25 protein-coding genes are annotated in these 24402 nt (G+C 40.9%); 8 read left to right on the forward strand and 17 right to left on the reverse strand.

Annotated features, from left to right (window positions below):
* Positions 1-5 precede the first annotated feature (5 nt).
* From ACOB80_RS18810 to ACOB80_RS18825, 4 genes are all read right to left on the reverse strand, one after another.
* Positions 6-707 (reverse strand): energy transducer TonB family protein, encoded by a 702-nt coding sequence (locus ACOB80_RS18810; protein WP_473167412.1) that lies wholly within the window; start codon positions 705-707, stop codon positions 6-8.
* Positions 704-1279: an RNA polymerase sigma factor gene (locus tag ACOB80_RS18815; protein ID WP_473167413.1), complete on the reverse strand. Its 576-nt coding sequence runs from the start codon at positions 1277-1279 to the stop codon at positions 704-706. The genes ACOB80_RS18810 and ACOB80_RS18815 overlap by 4 nt, the downstream gene beginning before the upstream one ends.
* Positions 1280-1440: 161 nt before the next feature.
* The gene (locus ACOB80_RS18820; protein WP_473167414.1) at positions 1441-2043 is read right to left on the reverse strand and encodes an energy transducer TonB; all 603 of its coding nucleotides are present in this window, start codon (positions 2041-2043) and stop codon (positions 1441-1443) included.
* Between the two features lie 105 nt (positions 2044-2148).
* On the reverse strand, positions 2149-3474 hold the full coding sequence (locus ACOB80_RS18825) for a M20/M25/M40 family metallo-hydrolase (RefSeq protein WP_473167415.1): 1326 nt from the start codon (positions 3472-3474) through the stop codon (positions 2149-2151).
* Positions 3475-3531: 57 nt separating this feature from the next.
* Between ACOB80_RS18825 and plsB the strand changes: the two genes are divergently transcribed.
* Positions 3532-6039, forward strand: a complete 2508-nt coding sequence (plsB, locus tag ACOB80_RS18830) for a glycerol-3-phosphate 1-O-acyltransferase PlsB (protein ID WP_473167416.1) — start codon at positions 3532-3534, stop codon at positions 6037-6039.
* Between the two features lie 105 nt (positions 6040-6144).
* Here plsB and ubiA read toward each other — a convergent pair whose 3' ends face one another.
* A complete protein-coding gene (ubiA, locus tag ACOB80_RS18835; RefSeq protein WP_473167417.1) occupies positions 6145-7014 on the reverse strand; it encodes a 4-hydroxybenzoate octaprenyltransferase in 870 nt (289 codons plus the stop codon).
* A gap of 3 nt (positions 7015-7017) precedes the next feature.
* Positions 7018-7599, reverse strand: coding sequence for a chorismate--pyruvate lyase family protein (locus tag ACOB80_RS18840; RefSeq protein ID WP_473167418.1), 582 nt, complete (start codon positions 7597-7599; stop codon positions 7018-7020).
* Positions 7600-7750: 151 nt separating this feature from the next.
* Between ACOB80_RS18840 and ACOB80_RS18845 the strand changes: the two genes are divergently transcribed.
* Positions 7751-8134: a flagellar basal body-associated protein FliL gene (locus tag ACOB80_RS18845; protein WP_473167419.1), complete on the forward strand. Its 384-nt coding sequence runs from the start codon at positions 7751-7753 to the stop codon at positions 8132-8134.
* Between the two features lie 18 nt (positions 8135-8152).
* On the opposite strand, the gene glpG is transcribed toward ACOB80_RS18845, so the two are convergent.
* The 4 genes from glpG to ACOB80_RS18865 are packed head-to-tail and all read right to left on the reverse strand — an operon-like array spanning position 8153 to position 11592.
* Positions 8153-9001 (reverse strand): rhomboid family intramembrane serine protease GlpG, encoded by an 849-nt coding sequence (gene glpG, locus ACOB80_RS18850; protein ID WP_473167420.1) that lies wholly within the window; start codon positions 8999-9001, stop codon positions 8153-8155.
* An 18-nt stretch (positions 9002-9019) separates the two neighbouring features.
* A complete protein-coding gene (glpE, locus tag ACOB80_RS18855; protein ID WP_473167421.1) occupies positions 9020-9352 on the reverse strand; it encodes a thiosulfate sulfurtransferase GlpE in 333 nt (110 codons plus the stop codon).
* Positions 9353-9355: 3 nt separating this feature from the next.
* A complete protein-coding gene (tdh, locus tag ACOB80_RS18860) occupies positions 9356-10384 on the reverse strand; it encodes an L-threonine 3-dehydrogenase (RefSeq protein WP_473167422.1) in 1029 nt (342 codons plus the stop codon).
* Positions 10384-11592 (reverse strand): glycine C-acetyltransferase, encoded by a 1209-nt coding sequence (locus tag ACOB80_RS18865; protein ID WP_473167423.1) that lies wholly within the window; start codon positions 11590-11592, stop codon positions 10384-10386. Before ACOB80_RS18865 ends, tdh begins: the two co-directional genes overlap by 1 nt.
* A gap of 168 nt (positions 11593-11760) precedes the next feature.
* Here ACOB80_RS18865 and ACOB80_RS18870 point away from each other — a divergent pair, with 168 nt between their 5' ends.
* The gene (locus ACOB80_RS18870) at positions 11761-12192 is read left to right on the forward strand and encodes an Lrp/AsnC family transcriptional regulator (RefSeq protein WP_473167424.1); all 432 of its coding nucleotides are present in this window, start codon (positions 11761-11763) and stop codon (positions 12190-12192) included.
* A 13-nt stretch (positions 12193-12205) separates the two neighbouring features.
* Here ACOB80_RS18870 and ACOB80_RS18875 read toward each other — a convergent pair whose 3' ends face one another.
* On the reverse strand, positions 12206-13003 hold the full coding sequence (locus tag ACOB80_RS18875; RefSeq protein ID WP_473167425.1) for an alpha/beta hydrolase: 798 nt from the start codon (positions 13001-13003) through the stop codon (positions 12206-12208).
* Between the two features lie 180 nt (positions 13004-13183).
* Between ACOB80_RS18875 and ACOB80_RS18880 the strand changes: the two genes are divergently transcribed.
* Positions 13184-14467: a 3-deoxy-D-manno-octulosonic acid transferase gene (locus ACOB80_RS18880; protein ID WP_473167426.1), complete on the forward strand. Its 1284-nt coding sequence runs from the start codon at positions 13184-13186 to the stop codon at positions 14465-14467.
* A 13-nt stretch (positions 14468-14480) separates the two neighbouring features.
* Here ACOB80_RS18880 and ACOB80_RS18885 read toward each other — a convergent pair whose 3' ends face one another.
* Positions 14481-15548: a glycosyltransferase family 9 protein gene (locus ACOB80_RS18885; protein ID WP_473167427.1), complete on the reverse strand. Its 1068-nt coding sequence runs from the start codon at positions 15546-15548 to the stop codon at positions 14481-14483.
* A gap of 42 nt (positions 15549-15590) precedes the next feature.
* On the opposite strand from ACOB80_RS18885, the gene ACOB80_RS18890 reads away from it, so the two are divergent.
* Positions 15591-16346 carry a 3-deoxy-D-manno-octulosonic acid kinase gene (locus tag ACOB80_RS18890; RefSeq protein ID WP_473167428.1) on the forward strand — a complete coding sequence of 252 codons (756 nt, stop codon included), beginning with the start codon at positions 15591-15593 and terminating at the stop codon, positions 16344-16346.
* 7 nt (positions 16347-16353) lie between these two features.
* Here the strand turns inward: ACOB80_RS18890 and ACOB80_RS18895 are convergent, their stop codons facing one another.
* Entirely contained in the window at positions 16354-17010 is a 657-nt protein-coding gene (locus ACOB80_RS18895) for a TetR/AcrR family transcriptional regulator (RefSeq protein WP_473167429.1), read from the reverse strand.
* A gap of 192 nt (positions 17011-17202) precedes the next feature.
* On the opposite strand from ACOB80_RS18895, the gene coaD reads away from it, so the two are divergent.
* Positions 17203-17685 carry a pantetheine-phosphate adenylyltransferase gene (coaD, locus tag ACOB80_RS18900; protein WP_473167430.1) on the forward strand — a complete coding sequence of 161 codons (483 nt, stop codon included), beginning with the start codon at positions 17203-17205 and terminating at the stop codon, positions 17683-17685.
* Between the two features lie 72 nt (positions 17686-17757).
* On the forward strand, positions 17758-18195 hold the full coding sequence (locus tag ACOB80_RS18905; protein WP_473167431.1) for a DUF6491 family protein: 438 nt from the start codon (positions 17758-17760) through the stop codon (positions 18193-18195).
* 47 nt (positions 18196-18242) lie between these two features.
* Here the strand turns inward: ACOB80_RS18905 and mutM are convergent, their stop codons facing one another.
* From mutM to ACOB80_RS18920, 3 genes are read right to left on the reverse strand one after another with little or no spacing between them, the layout of a single operon-like run.
* The gene (gene mutM / locus ACOB80_RS18910) at positions 18243-19055 is read right to left on the reverse strand and encodes a bifunctional DNA-formamidopyrimidine glycosylase/DNA-(apurinic or apyrimidinic site) lyase (RefSeq protein WP_473167432.1); all 813 of its coding nucleotides are present in this window, start codon (positions 19053-19055) and stop codon (positions 18243-18245) included.
* 20 nt (positions 19056-19075) lie between these two features.
* Positions 19076-19984 (reverse strand): ATP-grasp domain-containing protein, encoded by a 909-nt coding sequence (locus ACOB80_RS18915; protein ID WP_473167433.1) that lies wholly within the window; start codon positions 19982-19984, stop codon positions 19076-19078.
* A 25-nt stretch (positions 19985-20009) separates the two neighbouring features.
* The gene (locus tag ACOB80_RS18920) at positions 20010-20495 is read right to left on the reverse strand and encodes a hypothetical protein (RefSeq protein WP_473167434.1); all 486 of its coding nucleotides are present in this window, start codon (positions 20493-20495) and stop codon (positions 20010-20012) included.
* A 175-nt stretch (positions 20496-20670) separates the two neighbouring features.
* Here ACOB80_RS18920 and ACOB80_RS18925 point away from each other — a divergent pair, with 175 nt between their 5' ends.
* Positions 20671-22413, forward strand: a complete 1743-nt coding sequence (locus ACOB80_RS18925) for a DUF885 domain-containing protein (RefSeq protein ID WP_473167435.1) — start codon at positions 20671-20673, stop codon at positions 22411-22413.
* A gap of 42 nt (positions 22414-22455) precedes the next feature.
* On the opposite strand, the gene ACOB80_RS18930 is transcribed toward ACOB80_RS18925, so the two are convergent.
* Positions 22456-24363 carry a metallophosphoesterase family protein gene (locus ACOB80_RS18930; protein WP_473167436.1) on the reverse strand — a complete coding sequence of 636 codons (1908 nt, stop codon included), beginning with the start codon at positions 24361-24363 and terminating at the stop codon, positions 22456-22458.
* Positions 24364-24402 lie beyond the last annotated feature (39 nt).

Here is a 24402-nt window from a genome sequence, read left to right on the forward strand (position 1 = left end):
CAACACTAACTGCCATTGTTCTCAGGAGCGGTAAAGTTAAATTTAATCGTGCGCCTTTGGTCAGAATTAGCCGCTTGATCAAAACGCCACTTTTTAAATGCACGTTTTACCACTCGTTGTCCTTGACGAGATAAGTTTGATGCTTCTATTTCAATATTGATGACTTCGCCTTTGGCACTTATCTGGTAGCTCAAGGTAATTTCACCTACCTCGCCAGCCAATTTACGCGTGTCCGGCATAACTTTAAAACTTGGCGCTAATTGTGGCTCAGGAACAGTCACGACTAAATGCTCCTGCTCTAGCGATAATTCATGTTTTTCAGTCGGAATAAAAGGCTTCTCTGGTTGCCATTTTTCTACAGCGACTTTGGCAGGATGTTCAGGTTTTTCATATTTAGGTAACGACTCCCTGCTAGGTAGTTTTATCTCGCCATCTGACACTTCTTTTAATTCAGTATCGGCAATCGTAACTTCCACATGCAGAGGCTGTTTAACCTCTACCATAGTAGCTTGCTTGGGAACCAAGTTGGCTATCAATGCCATTACCGCAAATGACGATGTACCAGCGATGGACAAAATAGTCAATCGGTTAGACCAAGGTCGTGTCTTTTTCTGTGGTTGTTCCAGCTTTATCGCAGGTGCTATCACTTCTGCTTTGCGTTGCTGATAAAGCTGAGACAACTCTTGGTCAAACTTGTCTTGGTTCACTCTTGGTCTCCTAGTGCCGCTTTAAATTGCTTCTTCGCGTATCGTAATCGACTTTTAACCGTTTCAATTTCACTACCTGTTAATTCGCTAATCTCTTGCAATGAAAAACCTTCTTGGCGAAAAATAAAAGCCTCACGCTGCACAAACGGCAACCTTTCAAGAATATCGTTAAACTTTTCTAACCTAGCTTTTTGGCTAAGATTTTCTAATAGCGATGGCTGTTGAGCAGCAATGTTCTCTTCTGCTAAATCCTGCCATTGTCTATCTTTTCTTAATTCGTCAATTAAGCTATTTCGTGCAATTGTGAACAACCAAGCCTTAACATGTTTCACCGGTTTTTTAGGCTGTTTTTTGTTGTAGCTTTGAAAGACCTTTAACCAAGTATTTTGTAACACGTCTTCGGCAAGATCTTTGTTGGTAAAGCTCAACAAATAGTGAAGAACTGATTGATTATAATGGTCAATTACATATCTGAGCTTGTCTTGATTTCCCGACTTAAGAAAGTCAGCCAAAGCCTGCTCTGGTGATATATATCCCGTTAACCAACCTTTTATTTTAGAAGGTAAAATCAATCTTATTCCTATCTCGCTTATTTGCTTAAAATGTGTGACGAGTTAAATCCACGTTTTCGTGGGATCTTAGCTTTTACATTACTACCTTTAAAGCCTTTGTATTAAGTAAAAAAACCGTAATTTCGCCTTAACGATTTTTTCACTTTAACCGCTGCCAGAATTTACTGCGCTAAATTAAACTCTAATAATACCGATAATCCCTGTTGAATTTTGGGCTGCCCATCCACTACTTTAGGACGATACTTCCAACGTTTTAATGCCTGCCTCGCCGCTCGATTGAAAATGCGCTTTGGTTCCGCTTCAAGCACCTTAATGTTCTCTACTCCTCCTAGCTTATTAATGTCAAACGCTAGTTTAACCCAACCTGATATACCGGAATTTGCAGCTTCTACCGGATATTTAGGGTCAACTCTAAACACTGGCGTGGCATCACTGTCTGCTTTAGGCGCCATCGTTGGAACCCCTACATTGGCACTGCCAATATCAATAGTGAAATCAGACACTCCCATCGGACCGACTTCACCGGTAGTTTCAACTATTTCAGTTGGCATTTCAGGTGCTTCCGGCATTTTGGGCGGCTCTGGCATTACCCGTATTTTTTTATTAATTTTACTCGGCTCTGGAATTGACACTAAGTCTATCGGCACATCATCAAGTATTATTGGTTCTATGTATTTATCACTGGCAACAAGTGACGCCATAACACCAAACAAGCCAACAGTAATTCCGCCGGCTATAACCATTGGTCCAAGATATTTTTTCATATTAACCCCTTTCTTCACGATTGAAACAAGGTGTGATCACACAGTCAGAATCAACTGACTTACCTGTTTAAACGCGTTAAAAGATAAAAAGGGGTTAAACTTTTTTTAATGAGTTACTTTTTTATTTTGAGATAATCGATAAAGCAATAAAGCCGCTTTTTCTGTGTTTTTATAAAACGATGTCATATCAGCCGTTTCATCTTGAGTATGACCACCTGTTCCCATCATCCCCAAACCATCAAGCGCCATATCAACATAACTAGCTGCAAAGGAAATATCTGCAGCGCCAGCTTTGCGGGGGTTGGCGCCAACCACTTTACCATAGCCTAGATCTTGGCTTGCTTGGTTATATAAAGCGGCAAGTTGCTTATTTCCAGCTGTTGGTGCCATAGGAGGGTAGCCATCGGTAAACACTATTTTTGCCTGGGTATGCGGCAAATTGTTGCTGACAATATTTTCCATTACCGTTTTTGCTTTTTCATATTGCTCAGGGCTGATCGTGCGGATATCGCCAGCAACCACCAATTCCTTAGCAATAACATTGGCTTTACCATAAGCAGACGCCGTGGCATTAAAGTCATCATGTTCTATCCGAGTGCCGCCTGCGATTAAGCCAGGGTTGATAGTGAGTAGCTCTTCTTGGCTCAACTGTTGACGAAATTGATCGAGAATGCGCGACAATTCATATATCGCACCATAACCAATTTCCTCCCGAAAGATTTGCGAAGAGTGTGCCGATTTAGCATTAACTTTTAACGTCCAACCTATATAACTTCTGCGAGCAACCATTACCGTATCTATATTGCCATCACCCGCTTCAAATCCTAAGGCGACATCAGCCCACTTGGCACCATCAATTAAAGCCTTTTTCGATAAAGACAATGGCCTACCACTTCGCTCCTCATCACCTGTGAACACCACTCTTACGTTAATATCATCTAACATGCTTTGTGCTTTCATGGCTTTTAGCGCAGTAAAAACGATAGCGTTGCCACCTTTCATATCAACGACACCTGGGCCCTTTACTTTCGTTTCACTTATGGGTTGATAGCGTTGAAAGCTATCTTCTGTTGAAAACACGGTATCAAGGTGGCCTATTAGTAACACGTTAATACTGTTTGGATTTTTCGCTTGATATTGTGCGACAAAGTGTCCTGCACGATTAAACGCTTTGCCATCTTGCCACTCTGTTTCAAAACCGATGGCATCAAACGCTTGCTGATAAATATCTGATACTTTTTTTACCCCTGAAAAGTTCATGGTATCGCTGTTAATATTTACCGTTTCTTCTAGTAACTTAATCGCTTGCGGCATGTCATTCTTCACTTGCGAGATAAGTTTTTTCTCTTGTGCTGTTAAGTTACTTGAAAATGCATTTACACTGACTAAACATAAAGCACTCGCCATGAATACTCGCGTTACTATTGCCATTTTAGTTATCACGCCTTGCTCCTAGCTTGGTAAAAATCTTATATTTACGTTGATAAAATGTATCTAAAAAAGACAATTTATCCTACATTTGCTAAACTAGCGACCATTAAAAAGCAACTAGCAAAGAAGATGTTAGCGTTACGAAACTTGTTTTATCGATTACTTAAATTACCGATTACTTTGTGGGTAAACTGCAGAATTGTCGCTGATGACATTGTCGAGTGTCCAAAAGAAAGTAAAGATAGACCTATTTTTTATATTGTCAGATACCGCTCTGCCAGCGACTTATTGTCCTTACAAAAAGCCTGTAAGAAGCTCGACTTGCCGGATCCGTTGTCGCAAGTAAAAGTTGATGGCCAATTAATCGATCGAACTATCTCGATAGATACACCTAAGCCGTTGTGGGGAAAGCCTAAACCATCTAACGCGCTTCCTTTAGGCAGTGAAATTCTTAAAGCCCACAAAAATAACCCTGAACTAAAAGGGCAGCTTATACCTGCAAGTATCGTTTGGGGGCGTAAACCTAATATCGAAAAGCCAGATGCAAGCGTACGTGCTATCGTTGCCGATCAAGAGTCACCAACCTGGTTTAAAAAGTTTTTTATTGTTGCGTTTCTAGGGCGTAACACTTTGGTTCGCTATAGCGAGCCATTATCATTGCGCGCGATGGCTGATACCCATGGCTCGGATCAAACGATTGCTAAAAAGCTACTGCGTGTTGCTCGCTTTCATTTTTTCCGCCAAAAAATTGCGGCTACTGGTCCACGGTTAATGCATCGCCAGCAAATGTTTAAAACGCTGATGAAGAACCCTGCCATTGTGCGTGTTATCGAGGAAGAAGCTACTGCAAAAGGTATTTCGAAAGAAGCTGCTCAAAAGCAAGCGCTCGATATGATGAACGAAATCGCGGGTGATTATCGTGAATCAATGATCCGCGTGGGTGAGCGTGTGCTTCATTGGCTGTGGAATCGTTTGTACTCTGACTTAGAAGTTCACAATGCCAGTCGCCTTAGAGAGTTAGCTGACGATGGACATGAAATCATTTATGTTCCTTGCCACCGCAGCCATATGGATTACTTGCTTCTTACCTATATTATTTACCAACAAGGCTTAGTAACGCCGAGAATTGCCGCAGGCATAAACCTTAACTTCTGGCCTGCTGGGCCTATTTTTAGAAAAGCAGGAGCTTTCTTTATTCGCCGAAGTTTTGGTGGCAACCGCATGTATTCAACCGTTTTCCGCGAATATCTTGGCTTATTGTTTGAACGTGGTTATGCGGTAAAGTACTACTCAGAAGGCGGTCGTTCGCGTACTGGTAAATTATTAGAGCCTAAAACTGGCATGCTAGCGATGACTATCCAAAGTCTATTACGCGGAATTGATCGACCTCTTTCAATTGTCCCTGTGTACCTAGGTTACGAGCATGTAATGGAAGTAGGTACTTACTACAAAGAATTAAGTGGTAGTAAAAAGCAAAATGAATCGGTATTTGGCGTACTAAAGGCAATTAAAAACCTGCGCAATTACGGTAAAGGACATATTAACTTTGGTGAGCCTGTTAATATTAACCAGTTTCTCAATACCCACGTACCAGAGTGGAAACAAGACATTGATGAAATTGACCCTCAAAAGCCAAGCTGGTTAACACCTACGGTAAACCTACTGGCACATGACGTTATGGTTAAAATCAACAAAAGTGCAGCCATTAATGGTGTTTCGCTTATAGCCATGATCTTGCACGCCACTGAGCATAAAGCGTTGCCAAGAGCAGATTTAGAACAACAGATAGACCTGTTTTTAGCGATTCAACGAGCAGTACCTTATAGCAGTGAAATTACCATGCCTGATGAGACGGGCAAACAGCTTCTAGATCACGCCATTTCCTTGAAGAAAGTGACCGTAGATAAAGACAGTTATGGCGACATAATTTCACTGGGTGACTTTGCTGTACTCGAAATGCGTTACTATCGAAATAACATTTTACACTGTTATATTTTGCCAGCTTTTATCTGTCGACTATTAGATAAAATGAGTAAAATCTCACGCGACAGTATCGATACCCAAGTTTGCCAGCTAATTGAACTATTACATACCGACTTGTTTTTATGGCAACAAGGTGAAGAGATAAAAGAGCACATAAACCAAGTGCTCACCTTCTTATCTGATAATGGCATTGCCAAAGTATCTAAAGCCGGATTTTGGTCGCTAACGGCGTCACAAGAGCAGCGCGTTTTTGTTCAGCTGTTAGGCGAGGTTTGCGATGAAACACTACAGCGACTTGCCATCATAACTTCATTGGGACAACGATTATCACCAATTAGTAAAACGGAGTTTAGCGAGAAAGTTGTGTCTATTGCTAAGCGTTTATCGGTGGTAAATAACATCAATGCCCCTGAGTTTATTGATAAAAAAGCGCAACTTACTTTGATCAATCGCTTAAAAGACCTCGACTACTTTTCGATTGATGAAGACAGTAAGCTCGTTGCGAGTAGCACCTTAGATGTCGTAAAAGGTAATGTGACTAACTTGGTCGATATTGCCGTTTTACAAACGATAGCCAGGTAGTATTTGAAGCCACTGTCATAGAAGATGATTTAAAGCAGACAGCAAAAAGCCACTTGAATTAAACATTTAAGTGGCTTTTTTGCATATTAATGATTGTCGCTAGTTTTAAAGGCTTTCGATAATAATACCGATGAAAATAACTAACCCGACCCAATGGTTATTTAGAAATGCTTGAAAACAACGGTCGCGATCGCGATTCATAATCAACATCTGTTGATAACAAAACAAACCTGCGGTGATTACTAGCGCCAGTTGAAATGGCCAGCCAAAGGCTAACAAGTCTGAGACAGTCCACAGTAAAGCCAACACAAGAAGTTGCAACAAACCAATGATTCGTTTGTCGTGTTTTCCAAACAGTATCGCTGTTGATTTTACGCCAATTTTAACGTCGTCATCACGATCAACCATGGCATACATAGTGTCGTAAGCAACAGTCCACAGCAAATTAGCTGAAAAGAGTAGCCAGGCTTCTAAAGGCACCTTGCCGCGTAGTTCAGCAAATGCCATGATCATACCCCAGCTAAAGGCTGCACCTAATACCACTTGAGGTAAGTGCGTATATCGTTTCATAAACGGATAGCTTGCAGCTAATATTAATGCAACAACCGATAACTGAATAGTGCTCCACGATAAGGTCATCACTAGGGCAAACGCACCACCAATGAGAAAAGCAAATAAACTCAATGCTTGATCTTCGCTCATTGCCCCCGATACTAACGGCCTTTGATTCGTACGTTTAACTAAACCATCAACTTTACGATCGGCATAATCATTAATAACACAGCCAGCGCTGCGCATGATAAATACGCCAAGACCAAATACCGCAATAAGGTGCAAAGGGGGCCAACCATCAGCGGCAACCCATAATGCCCAAAACGTTGGCCATAGCAATAAGTAGGTGCCTATTGGCTTATCCATGCGTGTAATTTGTTTAATAGCCGACCAAGGCCCCATCCATTGAGTAATCATATTCATTGGTTATCCTTGGCGGTTTTGGTAAGCAATTGAGCCGGGCAGAAATACCTCAGCAACCATTAATGGCTTGTCTTCGATAACAAAGGTTGATCGCCTGCCCCACAATGTCGCCTGCGGCTCTAAACCTAGTGTACCTGCAAGTTTAGCCACAGTTGATGCCTGTTCAAAACTCGCAATTGCAAATTCTTTTCGCGTTAATTTGGGATGATTAAATAGCACTTGGCCAAGCGATTGATTACCAAGGCTCGCTAGCTCTCGTTGCTCACCCGTTAAAGAAGAAAGAGGTAATAAACTGCGCGCAAATACTTGTGGTTGTTCATTCAAATACAACAAGACTTCGCGAGCTAATACTTCTTCTCCGGCGGGAATATCATCTGTCGATTCATGCGCAGGGCAAGGTAACACTTCTTGGCCCAACAATTGAACTCGAAAGCTATCTGAATATGCTTTTAGGCGTGCGGTAAGTGAACCTGGGTCTAATAGCCAATCTCTAGTATGTTGTTCAACCAACGAAGAATGGCTTGGGCACCAATGGCCGTGCAAATTTACAGGAAAGGAAACCTTTGCTAAACAAACTTCCGTCATAACCCCTATTCAACTCTATTTAGCGATACCTAGCTATGATATCAGGAAGCGTTTACCAAGATCGATAAATAAAAATGAAAATCTTTGCGAACGGGGCTACAATAGATTTTGATGTATAACCCTAAAGACTATGTGGTAAGGTTTTATTTAGATGAACAAAGCAATTGTTGCCCTGATTATTCTAGTTGGTTTCAGCCCATTCACTAAAGCATCAGACTATGCTTATTTTGGTTTTGAACCACAGATAGTAACTAACTATGTTGCCGTTAAAAAGAAAATGGGTTATGTACGCTTATCGGTAGAGTTAATGATTGAAGACTCTTCAAACTACGAAGCGGTAGAGCATCACTCTCCCCTACTACGCGATGCTATTATCAGCATTATTGGTCAGCAACCTGAAGCAAAAATAAAGTCTATTAATGGTCGCTACGAGATTCAGCGTTTATGTGAGGAAAAAGTCAAAAACTTACTAACACAAGAAACAGGTAAGCCACTAATTAAGAAACTTTTATTTACGCAATGGCTAGATAACTAAGCGCGTTAACCTAAACTTTTAGGGTTGTTTACCGGTTCGGTTAAAACGCAGCCAAGCAACAAACAAACCTGCAAGCAACCCGAGTAAGTGGGCAGTGTTCGCTACATTTACCGGCAACATATCAACAAAGCCTAGCACTAGCCAAAAAATCAAAAAGCCCATGAGTGGTTTAGACACTGCCATCCCTTTTTCTGGCGCTAAAACGCCAGCTAACCAAACATAACCAATAACGCCATAAACTACGCCAGATAGACCACCAAAGTTATAGCCTGTTTCTAAAAACTGACCCACATTCGACAAAATAGCGGTGAAGAAAAACACTTGGATCAGTTCCATTTTACCCATGCATTTTTCAATAGCGCCTCCCATCTGCCACCACCACATAGTGTTGAACGCGATATGGAGTAACGAAAAATGGAAAAATGCAGGTCCAATTAACCGTATAGGGTTAGCAAGAAAGTCTTCCATTGAAAGGCTAGTGTAAAAACGCAATGCACTGAATAATTGGTTTCCCCAACCCAGTACACTCAGTACATATACCAACCAACAAAGACCAAAAATAAGTAACGTAAACGGCCCAGCGTGAGATAAAAACTGCCGCTTAAATACCGACAGCAACGAAGGCTCTGTGGAATTAACATCGACAACCTGACCCGATTGCCAAGCTGCTTGCTGATATTTCTGCGCGTGTGGCTGACGGGCAAATTCTTCAAACATCGCTTTTGCGCGGTCATAATCAACGTCAGCGACATAAATAATATATTGCTCAGATTCTTGTTCAAGTTTGAGAGACAAGCCTTGCGTCTTCGCGTAGTTCACAAATAACAAGGCGATATTATGATGAGCTACCTTTACCAAAGGCTGCATATCATTGCTCCTACTAGACTATTCGCCCGCTTCAATTTGATCGGGAAATTGCAGTTGCCAATCAACAAAGCCGCCGTCTAATGAATACACGTCACTAAAATCTTGGCTTGCTAGGAACTGAGCGGCTTGCTGGCTTGAATTGCCGTGATAACAGCAAACCACTAATGGTGCATCTAAATCTGCCTCACGGATAAAGTCAGATAAATTATCATTGGTTAAATGAATCGCATTTGGAATGCGCCCTTGAGCAAAGGACGCCGGATCACGAATATCAACAATAACGTGTTCTTTTTGTGGCAGAAGCGACGCTAGCTCCTGCACTTGCATATGCTTAAATGCGACTTCAGTCATGCACTAAGACTCCCAGTTTAAAATAACTTTACCTGATTGACCGGAGCGCATGATATCAAAACCCTGTTGAAAATCATCTATTTTAAAGTGATGAGTAATAATAGGTGATAAATCTAAGCCCGATTGGATCAAACTTGCCATCTTATACCAAGTTTCAAACATTTCACGACCATAGATACCCTTAATGGTTAAACCCTTAAAGATAACTTTCGACCAGTCTATCGCCATATCATTACCTGGAATACCTAGCATAGCTATCTTGCCGCCATTATTCATGTTCTCAAGCATGTCGGTAAAAGCCATTGGCACACCCGACATTTCTAAGCCAACATCAAAGCCTTCCGTCATACCTAATGATTGCATAACTTCGCTTAAATTCTCGTTAGCAACGTTTACCGCGCGAGTAGCACCCATTTTTTCAGCTAATTCTAAACGGTATTCATTAACATCGGTGATCACAACATGACGAGCGCCTACATGTTTAGCCACAGCTGCCGCCATAATACCAATAGGACCAGCGCCAGTGATCAGAACATCCTCACCTACTAAATCGAACGATAATGCGGTATGAACAGCATTACCAAACGGGTCGAAAATAGCGGCTAAGTCATCTGAAATTTCATCAGGCAATTTAAAGGCATTGTAAGCTGGAATAACTAGATATTCAGCAAATGCACCTTCTCTGTCTACGCCAACACCAACAGTATTGCGACAAAGATGCGTTCTTCCGCCACGACAGTTGCGGCAATGACCACACGTTATATGGCCTTCACCAGACACTCGATCGCCAATGCTAAAACCTTTAACTTCTTGACCAATACCGACTACTTCACCAGCGTATTCATGCCCGACAACCATAGGTACAGGGATGGTTTTTTGCGACCACTCATCCCAATTATAAATATGAATATCAGTACCACAAATAGCGGTTTTTTTAATTTTGATCAGAAGGTCATTGTGGCCTAACTCAGGTGCTTCCACCTCAGTCATCCAAATACCTTCTTTAGCATGTAGCTTAGATAAGGCTTTCATTAGATAACTCCCATCTCTTTACCGATACGTGTAAAGGCTTCGATAGCTTTGTCTAATTGTGCTTGGGTGTGAGCAGCTGATATTTGTGTACGTATACGTGCTTGACCTTTAGGAACCACAGGGAAAGAAAAACCAATTACGTAAATACCTTCCGCCAATAAACGGTTCGCCATATCGCTCGCTAATTTTGCGTCACCCAGCATAACTGGCACTATCGCATGGTCGGCGCCAGCACATGTAAAACCAGCAGCTTCCATATTAGTTCTAAAATAAGCTGCATTATCTTTTAGTGTTGCTCGAAGCTCATCGCCATCTGCGAGTAAATCCAATACGCGAATAGAGGCATTAACGATCGCTGGCGCTAGTGAGTTAGAGAATAAATAAGGACGAGAGCGCTGACGTAACCATTCAATCACTTCTTTTTTACCTGAAGTGTAGCCGCCAGAAGCGCCGCCCATTGCTTTACCTAATGTGCCAGTAATAATGTCAACGCGACCCATAACTTCACAGTATTCATGGCTACCGCGACCTTCTTCACCGACAAAGCCAACAGCATGAGAGTCATCAACCATAACTAACGCATTGTATTTATCGGCTAAGTCACAAATACCTTTTAGGTTGGCAATAACGCCATCCATAGAAAACACACCGTCAGTTGCGATTAACTTAAAACGCGCGCCAGCTTCTTCTGCTTCTTGTAATCTCGCTTCTAGCTCTTGCATATCATTGTTAGCATAGCGGAAACGTTTTGCTTTACATAAACGTACACCATCGATAATTGACGCGTGGTTTAAAGCGTCTGAGATAATGGCATCTTCTGGACCTAAAATCGTTTCGAATAGACCTGCATTGGCATCAAAACACGATGAATACAAAATGGTATCTTCCATGCCAAGGAACTCTGATAACTTTTGTTCAAGTGTTTTGTGAATGTCTTGCGTACCACAAATAAAACGTACCGACGCCATACCAAAACCATGATCAGCTAAACCGTCTTGTGCTGCTTTGATTAGCGCAGGGTGATTGGCTAAACCCAAGTAGTTGTTAGCACAGAAGTTAATAACTTCTTCACCTGACGCCACAGCTATTTGCGCTTGTTGTGCAGTCGTTATAACACGCTCATCTTTGTATAAGCCATCTTGCTTTACTTGTTCTATTTGGTCAGCAATATGATTAAAGAAATTTGTTTTTGAAGCAGAAGTTGTCACAGTAGTTCCTTATCAGTTTATTCTTTAGGCCGAGATATTATCAGCCTAGACCAATTACCAAATAAAGTGACACTACGAGTTAAAATGACCTAATAAATAGTTAATTTGACACATTATGGTTTCAAATCGTATATTTCAACTGTTAATTCGAACTTAAGATAACGATTTATGAAACTTACTGATAAAGACGAAGAACTTCTGTCTATTCTTAAATGTAATGCTAGAGCGAGTGTTTCCGATATTGCTCGTGCTACTGGGGTCTCTAGAACCGCAGTACAAAATAGGCTCACTAAATTAGAGAACAATAAGGTTATTCAAGCCTACAGTATTGTATTAGGCAGTGAATACAGCGAACAGCTCATTTCAGCTAATGTTTCTTTGAAAGTTAATCCAAATCTTCGCCAGAACATTAGTATCGCGCTACGAAAAATTCATCAAATAGATCAAATATATTCAATTAGTGGTGAATACGACTTACTGGTGATCATTCAGGCAAGTACCTTAGAAAAGCTTAGTGAAGTATTAAACAATGTCTGTGCGCTAGAAGGTGTTGAGCGCACCAATTCTTCAATAATTTTGGACAAGATATTTGAGCGATAGGCTGCTACAGCGGTTATTTACTTAAGGTATCGTCAAGCCACAAAGCAATATCAGCAGCGATATAGTTTTTACCATTAATGAGCGAGTGACCGTGCCTATCACCTTTAAATATTTGTAAAACAGATCGACTATCACCATTCCATTCAAATAACTCTTTTGTCGTTTGATAAGTATCAGCGTTATGTAAAGAATCAATAAAGTAGACCGGAATATCAATTAGATTCTTAAAGTGCTCTTTCTCCATAAAATTAAGCTTAGGTGTTACCATCACGAAACTATTAATACGCATCTTTTCTGCTAATGCGATCGCTTGCGACCCAGTACACCCGGTAGATACCACAGCAACGTCTCGATCTTTTTGAATTTTGTCTCTCAAGTAGTTATAAGCAGCAAGTATGTCTGACTCCCAATAACTTTTAATACGAACAAGCTCACTTTGATAAGAGACAATGTCTTTGGAAAGTCGCTTTACTTTCAAGTGAGAAAACTCTTCATTGATACTCCGGCCAAAACCACGTAAGTCTATAGCTAGCGCATGTAATCCATGTTGTTGCAACAGCATCATTAAATTGTCAAAGGTGACACTGCTTCGGCTGCAATCATGAAGTAACAGCACTCCTGAAGCATTCGATAGCCCTGGAAAATAGCTACCTGCCAACATAAAACCATCATTTGTTGTAAATTTAATATGATTTAAAGTATCTTCAGACGATTCTGCAGAGGCTTCTTCAGGCGCTTGTTGTGCATGAGCTACCAGAGAAAACAAGCTAAGCAAAATCACTTTTAGCAAAAACATCAAACGTTTGAGCATACCTTCATCCATTAAATTTTAGTTACGCTTACTCTAAGCCTACCTTAGAAAGAAGCATTTAACTAGCGACGCTGCGTTTTATGTTTGCCCATGATAACCAAAGTAGTTAAACAGGTGTTTATTGACGGCAACTCACGTATACTCTTGCCTTGTTAACTGGCATGTTTACAGGAAAGATCTTTGGCACTTTTTGCTTATCGTTTGTTTACCTTTTTACTAACACCTGTGCTGATAATCGCGTTGCTTTTACGATCATTAACCAATAAAGGGTTCAGATCGGGGCTCGCTAGTCGTTTAGGTATAGTACCAACACATTTTAAGGCTAATGGCATTGTTGTTCACGCTGCCAGTGTCGGTGAAGTTATAGCGTTAAAGAGTTATATCAATCAGCTATTAATTTCCTTTCCAGACTCTCCAATTACCTTAACTACATTTACGCCAACAGGTGGTAGTCAAGTACAAGCGTTATTTGGCGATAAAGTTCAGCACTGTTTTTTACCTCTTGATGTTTTGCCTTGTACTTGGCTATTCCTCAAAATGCTTAAACCTAAAGCGGTTGTGTTAATGGAAACAGAAATTTGGCCAAACTTTATCGCTCAATGTGCCAAACGGAATATCAAACTTCACTTGCTCAATGCTAGGCTCTCCGATAAATCTCTACCGCGTTATCAAAAACTAAGTGCGCTTATTTCGCCTTGTTTACGCCAATTTGATCAGATATTGGCGCAAAGCGATGATAACCGTAATCGCTTTATTTCACTTGGTGCATCACCAGAAAAAACTACCGTCACAGGTAACTTAAAATACGACTTATCACTGTCAAATGAACTTCGAGAAAAAGCCCAAACCTTGGCGCTTCATTTAAACCAATCGGAACATATTTGGCTTGTAGCTAGCACCCATGAAGGTGATGAGGCTTTAACGTTAGAGAGCTTTGCTAGGATAAAACAATCTCTACCTGACTGTTTACTTATTCTTGTTCCTAGGCACCCAGAAAGGTTTGAAACCTGTTATCAGCTATGCCTAGATGCAGGTTTCAACACCGTTAAACGTTCTGACGGTACAGAATTGACAAAAGAAACAGATATTTGGTTGATTAATACATTAGGTGAATTGTCAGCGATATATGCTTTGGCAAATGTCATTACCATGGGCGGTAGCTTCTCTAGCATTGGCGGTCATAACCCTCTCGAACCAGCTTTACACAGTAAGGCGATTACTTGGGGGCCTGACATGCGAAATTTTCAAGCAGTTGCAGATTTGATGCTAGCACAGCAAGCCGCCATTCAAATTAATCTTCCTACAGATGATCCTAATATGGCGAAGGTATTAGCAGATGAGGTCACTGAATTATTGAAAAACAAACCCTTCAATACCGAGTTGGGCAATGCCGCACTTAATGTCGTGCAGCAAAACCAAGGAGCTTCTGAAAAAGCCGTTACCGCGCTACGTACATTGCTTTAAAGCAAAGACTAAACTACTCGCTTTTAAGTTCAGGATAGTTGTCTGCAATAAGCTGACGTATTTTGTCTTTCACTTGCGAAATAGTAATGCCATTCATCAAGGTGTTTCCTTTAGCCCTTATTCCCCAAGGTAATTTCGAAACTGGTCGACCATACTGCTGTTGTACCGCTTGGTTATAGCAACTGACAACATAATGTTGATACAAATAAGGTCCAGTTCGATGCGGGTTTGAATGAGCGTAAAGACCAATCACAGGTGTTCCAACGGTGACCGCCATATGAGCAGGACCTGTATCAGGCGCAATCACTAAATGGGCGATATTGAGCACAGCTAATAACTGCTTCAACGAAGTTTTACCCACAAGGTTGATAATAGGCGCATTAGCGCCTTGAATGATTTCCTCGGCGAGCAATTTTTCTAAAGTTGTCGGTCCGCCACAGATAACCACGGTAAACCCTAACTCAGCCAGATGATTTGCCGCTTGACTATAACCCTCTGTGTGCCAGTTACGTTCTGCTTTGCTTGCTGCCGGACTAATAACAGCAATAGGCTTGTCACTATTGACAGTTTCTCCAGCCCAAAGCTGATCTTCATCGGTAAAAGGCATTTGCCAATGAGGTGGCTTTGTTTCTATTCCTAATGCTTGAGCAAAACCCATAAAGCCATCTAACACATGTGGTTGTTCAATCGGCTGCACTGCAGCATTAGTAAACAGCCACTGACCTTCTTTTGCACGCGCACGATCAAAGCCAATTTTAGTCTTTGCCGGTATCATCAAGCTAGCGATACTGGCACGCAGTGCAACTTGCATATGCAATAGCACATCGAATTTTTGTCCTTTAAACGTTTGACGTAAATCTCGGTACGCTTGCCAACCCGCTTTTTTATCAAAAACGATGAAGCGAACACCAGGCAACCCCTCTAAAAGTTTGGCTTCTACTTTGCCAATCACCCAAGTAATTTCGATATCTGGCCACTGTTGTTGAATTTGCTGAACCATAGCAACGGCATGACAAACGTCACCAATAGCGGAAAGGCGCAATAAACATAAACTTTTTGGGCGGGAAATTTGACCCAGCATACAGGATTCACCACAATATAGCGCAATGCGCTGTTAACGTTAATGAGCCCTATTATCTTGAACCCTTCAACAATTGTAAAACCCTGTCAGGAAAAAGTTATTGTAGATAACACACAAACCTGTGTTTATGACGGTGAATTATTGTCTCATTTTGAGGCAGATTACTTTGAACCTAGCTATTGGTTAAATAACAACAAAGTTGTCGGCCAAGCAACAGGCAGAGGTATTACTTACTTTATCGACGCCCCTATAAATCAATGGGTATTAAGGCATTATTACCGCGGTGGACTAATAGGAAAACTAGTACATGATAGTTATCTTTTTACTGGCCTAAAAAATACGCGCGCCGCAAAAGAGTATTCTCTGTTAAAAGCACTAGAACAGCTAAAGCTCCCTGCCCCTAAAGCGATTGGTTACCGCATCCAACGAGGCCTATTGAGTTATCGTGCAGACATATTAACCCAACGAATTGAGCAAGCAGAAGATCTAATAGGTATTCTAGCCAAACGCTCTCTGTCTGATGATGTTTGGCAAGCTATTGGGGCATGTATTCGCCAATTTCATCAACAAGGTGTTTATCACCACGATCTCAATATTCACAATATTTTGATCGATAACAATAATAAAGTCTGGTTAATAGATTTTGACCAAGGAGACATACGCCAACCAGCCCAGCAGTGGCAACAAAGCAATATCGACCGCTTACACCGTTCATTCAAAAAAGAACTAGTCAAAAACCCACAGCTACACTGGCAAGAGCAAGACTGGCAATTATTGCTAGAAGGATATTTATCTTAGCTGCTGATTAAGCAGCTTCTAACGCATCTTGATAGCGCTGCTGATAAATCGCGCGTGCTTCTTTGAAGTCTGCTGAAGCAGAGGCGGTAATATAAGGACGAAGCAGTACTAAAATTTTCAATACTCCTTCAAAAAATACTGCGTCATTGATTTCAGTATTTTCATTCTGTGTTTGATAAAAGCTTAACCAAAAGGTATTAATCAAACGCAAAATACTCACTAAGTCGGCGAGTTCATCATCTTCAAAGGTGATCATGTCTTGCTCACGCAATGAAACAAGCATTTCACTCAATCGTTTAGAAATGGTGTGCTGTACTTCAACATATTTTTCATGCAACTGTGGGCTTTTAGCCAGTAATACCGGTAAATTTGCATAGAAAAAACGAAACTTCATCAACGCCTGAAAAACGGCATCCATATATAAAATAATGGTATCTAATGGTTTAGTTTCTGGGTTTGCTTGTGGGAAGGTATCTAATAAAAGGTTTCGCGCATATTCTTCGTATATAGAAAGGATAATGTCTTCTTTATTGCGAAAATGATAATAAAGGTTACCCGGGCTAATACCTAGATGGGCCGCGATATGATTGGTCGTAACATTGCGCTCACCTTGATCATTAAATAACTCGATACTGGCTTGAATTATTTTTTCACGGGTTTTCATCTTTATTCGCTTCTTTTGAAATTAAATACATTTAGCTATCATACTACCAATTTTCGCAACAGGTAAAGATATTCGAGTAAATACTTTAAGTTAATTAGCTATATCCTATTATTTTCCAGTGCTGTCATCAGCTTGTCTTCACTATACACCGTGTCTACAATAGGGGCTTTATCCTTACTCTTTCATAAAATTATGGCAATTAAAGCGATTTATCCTGGAACATTCGATCCTGTTACTAATGGTCACACAGATCTTATCGAACGAGCCAGCAACCTTTTCCCTGAAGTGATCGTTGGTGTAGCGGCAAGTCCGAGTAAAAAACCCATGTTCAGTCTAGCGCAACGCGTTGAGTTATTAGAGCAAGTCACTCAGTCTTTACCTAATGTAACCGTTGTCGGTTTTAGTGGGTTATTAGTTGATTTCGCGAAAAGCCACCAAGCAAGTGTGTTGATTCGTGGATTAAGAGCCGTGTCAGATTTCGAATATGAATTTCAGTTAGCCAATATGAATCGACGTTTATATCCTGATTTAGAAAGCGTGTTTTTAACACCTGCCGAAGAAAACTCTTTCATCTCTTCTACTTTAGTAAAGGAAGTTGCGATACATGGCGGTGATGTTAGCCAGTTTGTTGATAAACAAGTAAAAACAGCTTTATTAAGTGCGATTACAAATTAACACAGTAAGCTTATTGTTTAAAAATAGGTTAATGACTACACTCACATTGTAGTTACAAATAGGGGTAAAAAGATGAAATTAAAATGGTTAACTATTGCGTCATTAGTGTTAGTGACTGCTTGTAGCTCAAATGCAGGTAAAAATGAAGAGCTCAGAAACTCTGCCATCCGTGATTACATCGCAACCAATAAGATTGAAGATGTAAAGAAAGTAACGACTTTTCGCTATTCTGGCTGGTCAGAGTTAACCAATGACTTTCTCATTGTTTCATCTTCTCCAAGAAAACAATTTCTCGTTGAGATGACAGGTGGATGTTTCGATTTGAAATGGGCGAACGCTATCATACTTAAACGATCTGAAAGCAGTTCACTACAAGTGAAATTCGATTCGATATCGACTGCAGATTCACCTCAAATCACTTGTAGAATTGATAAAATCTACCCGATTACAGGCGAGCAAGAAGATGAGATCATCGCACTTAGAGATCTCACCAACGAAGAAAGCAAATAGGTTTAACACAACCAGTTCACTGTTTAGGCAATCGATTGTTCGATTGCCTACTGCTGACACTCCGGACAAAATACAGAACTACGATTTGCCTGACGTACTTCTTCAAGCTCAGTTCCACAAACAACGCAAGGCAAACCTTTTCGGCCATACACTTGCAGTTCTTGCGCAAAATAGCCAGGTTTACCATCTGTTTGAGTGAAATCTTTTAAAGTCGTTCCGCCTTGCTCAATAGCCTTAGCTAATACGCTTTTAATAATTGGAACTAATTGCAACCACTCTTGTGCAGTAACATCTTTTGATGATCGGGTTGGCAAAATACCCGCTTGAAACAAAGACTCATTGGCATAGATATTTCCAACACCAACCACGACCTGATTATTCATTAAAAAGGTTTTGATAGGAACCGCGCGATTTTTAGCTTTTTCTATCATGTATTCAACTGAAAAATCTTCTTCTAGTGGCTCAGGGCCTAGCTTACTAAACAGACCTTGCTCATCAACATGATTAGGCAACCACAATACTGCGCCAAATCGTCGAGGGTCATTAAAACGCAATGTTTTATTACTCGCCAATACAAAGTCGACATGGTCATGTTTAACCACCGGCGTACTATTGTCGACTACGCGAATAGTGCCAGACATACCTAAATGGATGACAAGCGTGCCGGTATTCAGCTCTATTAACAAATATTTGGACCGACGACTAACACTCTGAATACTTTGCCCAGTTAAGTTGTCAACTTCTGTTGGAATGGGCCAACGCAATTGTCGTTGACGAATAACCACCTTAGTGATTTTCTGTTGCTCAATATGTGGTGTTAAGCCTAATCGGCAAACTTCTACTTCAGGTAACTCTGGCATGCTTAAAGCTCAATCTACTGTTAATGGCCGGTTTCTAATAATGCATTCATTTTGGCAACAAATGCGTGAGCAAATCTCGAGGCTGATTTTGCATCCATATTAAAATATAAAGAGGGTTCGATCAGCTCAGCTTCCATTAACTGGAAAGTTTCTTGGTGTCTAACGAAATCAAGCCGTGCATATAGTAAGGAGCCAAATTTTTTGTTTAATACCTCTGTGCAACGATTGGCAGCGGCGATCAAATTTGGCTCTGGAGATAACGCGGTTAAACGCCCACCATGCTCTTCTTGGACACGAAAATCATTGCTTGCAGGTGTTTTTAAAATGCAATGGCTGTACTCACCATTAAAATAAAACAAAGAAAACTCACCTTCGGTGGTTACTTGCTCAACGAATGGTTGCAACATAAAATCTTTATCTGAAAACACTTCAGCCAAAGCGTCTTTTCTCGCTTTCATTTCAGACAGTGTCAGTCGAAAGGTATTATCTGCGTTAGCGCTTATACGGGGCTTTAAAATAAATTCTGCTGACTCGTATTGCGCTACTACAGCATCAATTTTCTCTATAGGTATGGGCTTTCCTTGCAAACGATCCAGCCAAGTGGTTGGTACAATATCAACCTGCTGCTGTGCTAATTCGGCGAGGTATTGCTTATCAACATTCCATTTAACAATAGATAAATTATTTAAAAGCACAGTACCACTTTGTTCTATTTCAGCTAAACGATCGAGAAAGGCTTTTGGGTCTTGTTGGTAATCCCATGGAGAGCGGATAATAACGGCGTCGAATCGCTGCCAGTCAGTTCCGTCATTTCGCCAAGGAATGTGCGTCGTTTGCCAACCAAGTTCGGCTAATGGCTGCTCAATAAGGTGATCATTTACCTCAAACTCATCCAAGCATTCCATTGATAAAATGGCACAGTGATTCATAGTAAAGCTCTTGTATTATTTCGTATTAGTTTAATAATTCGCCAGGAATTAATTGCTCAAAGCGCTGCAAGGGAACAGAAGTCCATTGGTTCTTGTATGTATTGTGAATTTTTAATAAATCTTGTTCCACATACAAATGCAGTAGCGCGGGTCGATCGACCCCCGCTAATTCAAGTTTTACCGCTAAAGCGAGTTGCGGATCAAACTCAGTAGGCGCAACAATGACATTGGCTTCGGTCTCATGCCACGCAAGCATCATTTGATCCAATGCTTGGCCTTTTAATAACTCGTTGTTAGTTCGCCAACTTCGACCAATTCGCTCGACTTTCCAGCGCTCGTTTACCGTAAGTGTTAAAATAACGGGGTTATCGCCGAGAATATTCACTTCTTCGTTGCGAAGAGCTTTTACTGTGTTAAAGGTATTATCATGAGTAATATTAATCAGTAAAATAAAACCGATAACACCAAATATAATGACATTGTTCCAGCCAACCCGAGTCAGTCTGATCATGGTATTTAGACGTCTTAAAGCTCTGTGAATGATTACTTTGAGTATACCTTAGCTAAATAATATAAACATCTGTCGCTTGACGCTTTGAAAACAGTAAACAGGAAGTTAGCTGACAGTTAATCCATAACAAGGTAAAGTAGTATACTTTATACAAAAATGCCAACTAGGAAAGATGATGAAAAAGAATAAATTGGTATTTGCTTCAATTGCGGTATTCAGTGGTTTTATGGGTACTGCATTCGCCACCCCAAATAATGAAGCGACCAACGCATTTAACGCGCTAATTGACGAGCATTGGCAAGTGGCCAATAAAGAACAAATATTTTTCCGAAAAGATCCTGACGCATTTCGTACCAACGGCGCACTGCCAGATATGTCGCAACAAGGTCGCGACCGCCGAGAAAAATACAATCAAGAGCTTCTGAATCGCCTTGAGAAAATAGATGTGTCAAAGTTATCAGCTAATGATCAAGTTACTTACCGTTTATTTAAATATGAACGTCAAACAGAAGCTAAGAGTTACCAGCAACTTGATCACCTCTACCCAGTAAATTACTACTCTGGATTTGATAGCTATTTTGCCGCCGCACCTGGCAATATGTCATTTTTAAGTAAAGGTGATTATGACAAGTATTTGATAAGTTTGGCGGGCTATCCGAAATACAGCCAAGACCACATCACTGACCTTAGAGCGGCAGTAAAGCTAGGTCATGTGCATTATTGCGACTCGTTTAAGCACTACGCTGGCAACATTAAAAAGCTCATTGTCGACGATGCAACTAGCAGCCCGTTTTATCAACCGTTTGCTAACATGCCAGATTCAATTAGCAATAAAGCCGAATACCAAGCAAAAGCAAAAGCACTTATTAATGAAAAAGTAATCCCTGAATATCAAAAATTCTATGACTTTTTTACAAAAGACTACATGACACAGTGTCGCGATACGGTTGCTATTAGTGAACTTCCTGGCGGTGCCGACTACTACCAGTACTTAATAGAGTTTTACACCACAACGGATATGAGCGCTGATGAAATTCACCAAATTGGCTTGGATGAAGTTAAGCGTATCAAAGGGGAAATGGAAGTTATCATGCGTCAAGTTGGCTTTAAAGGTGACCTAAAAGCCTTTATCGATTACTTGCGTAACGAACCAAAGTTTTATGCTAAATCTGAGATGGAAATCTTTGAAAAGGCGAGTTATATCACACGTAAGATGGCAGCTCAGTTGCCTAAATGGTTCTCAGTATTGCCGCGTCAAACCTTCGATATTAAATCAGCACCAAACGGTGGCGCTTATTATGTTGCCTCTGATGGCAGCGGCACAACTTCGGGTACTTACTTCCTTGAAACAAAAGATCTCAGTGCGCAACCGCTATACACGTTAGAAGCACTAACCTTCCATGAAGCTGAGCCCGGTCACCACTTACAAAGTGCTATCGCACAAGAAGTTGATATGGCTGAGTTTAGAAAAACACTTTACCACGCTGCATATGGCGAAGGTTGGGGACTTTATTCAGAACGCTTAGGCAAAGAAATTGGCTTTTACCAAGACCCATACAGTGACTTTGGTCGACTAACTTACGAAGCATGGCGTGCAGGTCGTTTAGTCGTTGATACTGGACTTCATGCTAAAGGCTGGAGCCGCCAGCAAGCAATCGACTACTTAGCCGACAATACCGCGTTAAGCATGCCAGATGTTGTTGCCCAAATTGATCGTTATATCTCTTGGCCGGCTCAGGCGCTGTCTTACAAGATAGGTGAGATTAAAATTCGAGAGTTACGCGCTTTAGCAGAAAAAGAACTCGGTGATCAATTTGATGTGCGTCTATTTCACGACCAAATGCTGAAAAACGGTAGCTTACCGCTAGCACTATTAGAAGAATTAACACATGACTGGATCGCTGAACAAAAGAAGTAACAGTTAACAACCAGTAAGACTATCAGAGCAGTAGCCATAGCGTTACTGCTCTTTTTCTCCTTTCTTCGCAATAAATTCTGTTACCCCGCCACAAGCGCCAAGCTGCTTCACATCAACGAGTAATTCATTGTCTGTAAGATGTAAATCACCGATACCACATTGGTTAACTAGGGTACGCCCATTAAATACGTCACTGTCGTTAGCTTTCGGTGTTCGTACTTGAATTTTCATACTGCGGCGTTTGGTGAACCAATTTAACGGTGAATAAGGGCCGTACAAGTACTGGTTTAGTTTATCCAAACTGTTAAGCAATCCTGCTGGGAATTCATTTTTAATACCGCTGCTAGTCACTTGTACAATTTTCGATGAATTACGAATAAATCGATGAGTTACGTCATAAACAAAGGAATAATGGACATCTCCTGAGAGAATAATAAATTCAGGTGGCGTTTTAACATGTCGAAAAATATTTAAAATAACGTTTGCGGTTCCTTTATGGGCCATCCAGTTTTCGGCATCAACCATTAACGGCTGCCCGAAAAACGTAAAAATTCGCTGGATGGTTTCAATCATTTTAACGCCGTAAATAGGGGCGGCAGACACTAATATAACCCTGGGTTCTTTTAGAATATCTTGCTGCATTTCTGTTAATGCTTCCCAATCCATTAATCCAGAAGGCTTAGTTGCTCTACTTTCAGAACGCCAGCGTTGAGTACGGGTATCTAAAACAACAATTTTAGGCGTGGTGGCTAAATTAAAGTGCCATTCTTGCCAATCAAGCAAGGTATCAATCATGTTATCGAGTTGCTGGTACCCTTTTCCATCAAACCAGGTATCAGCTTGGCTATTTAATTCGATTAACTTCTCTGGAGCGTTCCCCCACCCTTGGCACAACCAATAGGCTGCCAAAGCGTTGCCAATAATCCTTTTGGAAAAAGGATGACCATACGCGGCTTCTTCCCAAGCACGCGTTAAATTCCAATCATCGGTAATATCATGATCGTCAAAAATCATATAAGTGGGCAAGTGTGCCAATGCACGCTGTACTTTCGCTAAACCGTCGATAAAGCCTTCTATCGCTACCTGCTCTTTTTGGTAGGTTGCCATATCAGAGTCATCTAGCTCAGGAGGTGTAAGATCTACCAATTCCCATAGTTGTGGTGACCAAGTTAATAAATACATAGCGAAACACTCAGCTAAAGTTACTAAGTGATTTTTAGCATTTACCGATGTAAAAATTGGCTTTTTACTGGCAGCAAATAGCTTCTCGTAGACGGCTTTATTAGCTTCTGTATGCGGTAAAAGGTGATCTCTATGGTAGTAGCTATACTCACTTTGATACAACGACTGAGAATTGTTGACCTTAGCGCCTTGCCACTCCTCATCATACAAGCCAAGAATATTAATAACCTGATGAATGGCTTTAAGCATAGGACCTGCTACATCATCAGCATAAATTTGGTCGCCCGACATCATTAATAAAGAAGGTCGGTCTTGTTGTCGGTTTAACGATATTTCAACTTGGCGATCGACTTCAACTAAACCGTCTTCACCTTCGAAATGTGGTTTACGACAAGAGCCGTGTAACAAGCGATCAACTTTATCAGGTACGACAAAATGCGGTAATGGGTAGTTAGCGTAAAGTAATGATGGGATAGCTTCCGTCAATGACAGTGAGTGATTGTCATGGGAAAACTGTAAATCGTAGAAAATCTCTGTGTTTAACGGTAGCGGCTCATCAAGACTAATATGAATTAATCTAACAAACGCTTGCTGTCCGATAGCTATCGTTTGAAGCGCTTTTTCATCGAGATTTTGATGGTAAAAGGATTCGCTGCTCGATGTTAACTGGCAAGATATTTCACTATCGACACTGGTCACTAACCATAAAGTCACTTCCGACTTACTAATATGACGAACAATTGGGCCTGCAAGAATATGGGGGAGCATTACGAGTAAGAACTACCTTAACGACGAAAACTACAATTT

It is taken from the genome of Thalassotalea coralli (genome assembly GCF_055786205.1).

Coding starts and splice junctions, on each gene's coding strand:
- ACOB80_RS18820 (WP_473167414.1), bottom strand. CDS start 2,043: ATGAAAAAATATCTTGGACCAATGGTTATAGCCGGCGGAATTACTGTT.
- ACOB80_RS18825 (WP_473167415.1), bottom strand. CDS start 3,474: ATGGCAATAGTAACGCGAGTATTCATGGCGAGTGCTTTATGTTTAGTC.
- plsB (WP_473167416.1), top strand. CDS start 3,532: ATGTATCTAAAAAAGACAATTTATCCTACATTTGCTAAACTAGCGACC.
- ubiA (WP_473167417.1), bottom strand. CDS start 7,014: ATGAATATGATTACTCAATGGATGGGGCCTTGGTCGGCTATTAAACAA.
- ACOB80_RS18840 (WP_473167418.1), bottom strand. CDS start 7,599: ATGACGGAAGTTTGTTTAGCAAAGGTTTCCTTTCCTGTAAATTTGCAC.
- ACOB80_RS18845 (WP_473167419.1), top strand. CDS start 7,751: ATGAACAAAGCAATTGTTGCCCTGATTATTCTAGTTGGTTTCAGCCCA.
- glpG (WP_473167420.1), bottom strand. CDS start 9,001: ATGCAGCCTTTGGTAAAGGTAGCTCATCATAATATCGCCTTGTTATTT.
- glpE (WP_473167421.1), bottom strand. CDS start 9,352: ATGACTGAAGTCGCATTTAAGCATATGCAAGTGCAGGAGCTAGCGTCG.
- tdh (WP_473167422.1), bottom strand. CDS start 10,384: ATGAAAGCCTTATCTAAGCTACATGCTAAAGAAGGTATTTGGATGACT.
- ACOB80_RS18870 (WP_473167424.1), top strand. CDS start 11,761: ATGAAACTTACTGATAAAGACGAAGAACTTCTGTCTATTCTTAAATGT.
- ACOB80_RS18875 (WP_473167425.1), bottom strand. CDS start 13,003: ATGCTCAAACGTTTGATGTTTTTGCTAAAAGTGATTTTGCTTAGCTTG.
- ACOB80_RS18885 (WP_473167427.1), bottom strand. CDS start 15,548: ATGCTGGGTCAAATTTCCCGCCCAAAAAGTTTATGTTTATTGCGCCTT.
- ACOB80_RS18890 (WP_473167428.1), top strand. CDS start 15,591: ATGAGCCCTATTATCTTGAACCCTTCAACAATTGTAAAACCCTGTCAG.
- ACOB80_RS18895 (WP_473167429.1), bottom strand. CDS start 17,010: ATGAAAACCCGTGAAAAAATAATTCAAGCCAGTATCGAGTTATTTAAT.
- coaD (WP_473167430.1), top strand. CDS start 17,203: ATGGCAATTAAAGCGATTTATCCTGGAACATTCGATCCTGTTACTAAT.
- ACOB80_RS18905 (WP_473167431.1), top strand. CDS start 17,758: ATGAAATTAAAATGGTTAACTATTGCGTCATTAGTGTTAGTGACTGCT.
- mutM (WP_473167432.1), bottom strand. CDS start 19,055: ATGCCAGAGTTACCTGAAGTAGAAGTTTGCCGATTAGGCTTAACACCA.
- ACOB80_RS18915 (WP_473167433.1), bottom strand. CDS start 19,984: ATGAATCACTGTGCCATTTTATCAATGGAATGCTTGGATGAGTTTGAG.
- ACOB80_RS18920 (WP_473167434.1), bottom strand. CDS start 20,495: ATGATCAGACTGACTCGGGTTGGCTGGAACAATGTCATTATATTTGGT.
- ACOB80_RS18925 (WP_473167435.1), top strand. CDS start 20,671: ATGAAAAAGAATAAATTGGTATTTGCTTCAATTGCGGTATTCAGTGGT.
- ACOB80_RS18930 (WP_473167436.1), bottom strand. CDS start 24,363: ATGCTCCCCCATATTCTTGCAGGCCCAATTGTTCGTCATATTAGTAAG.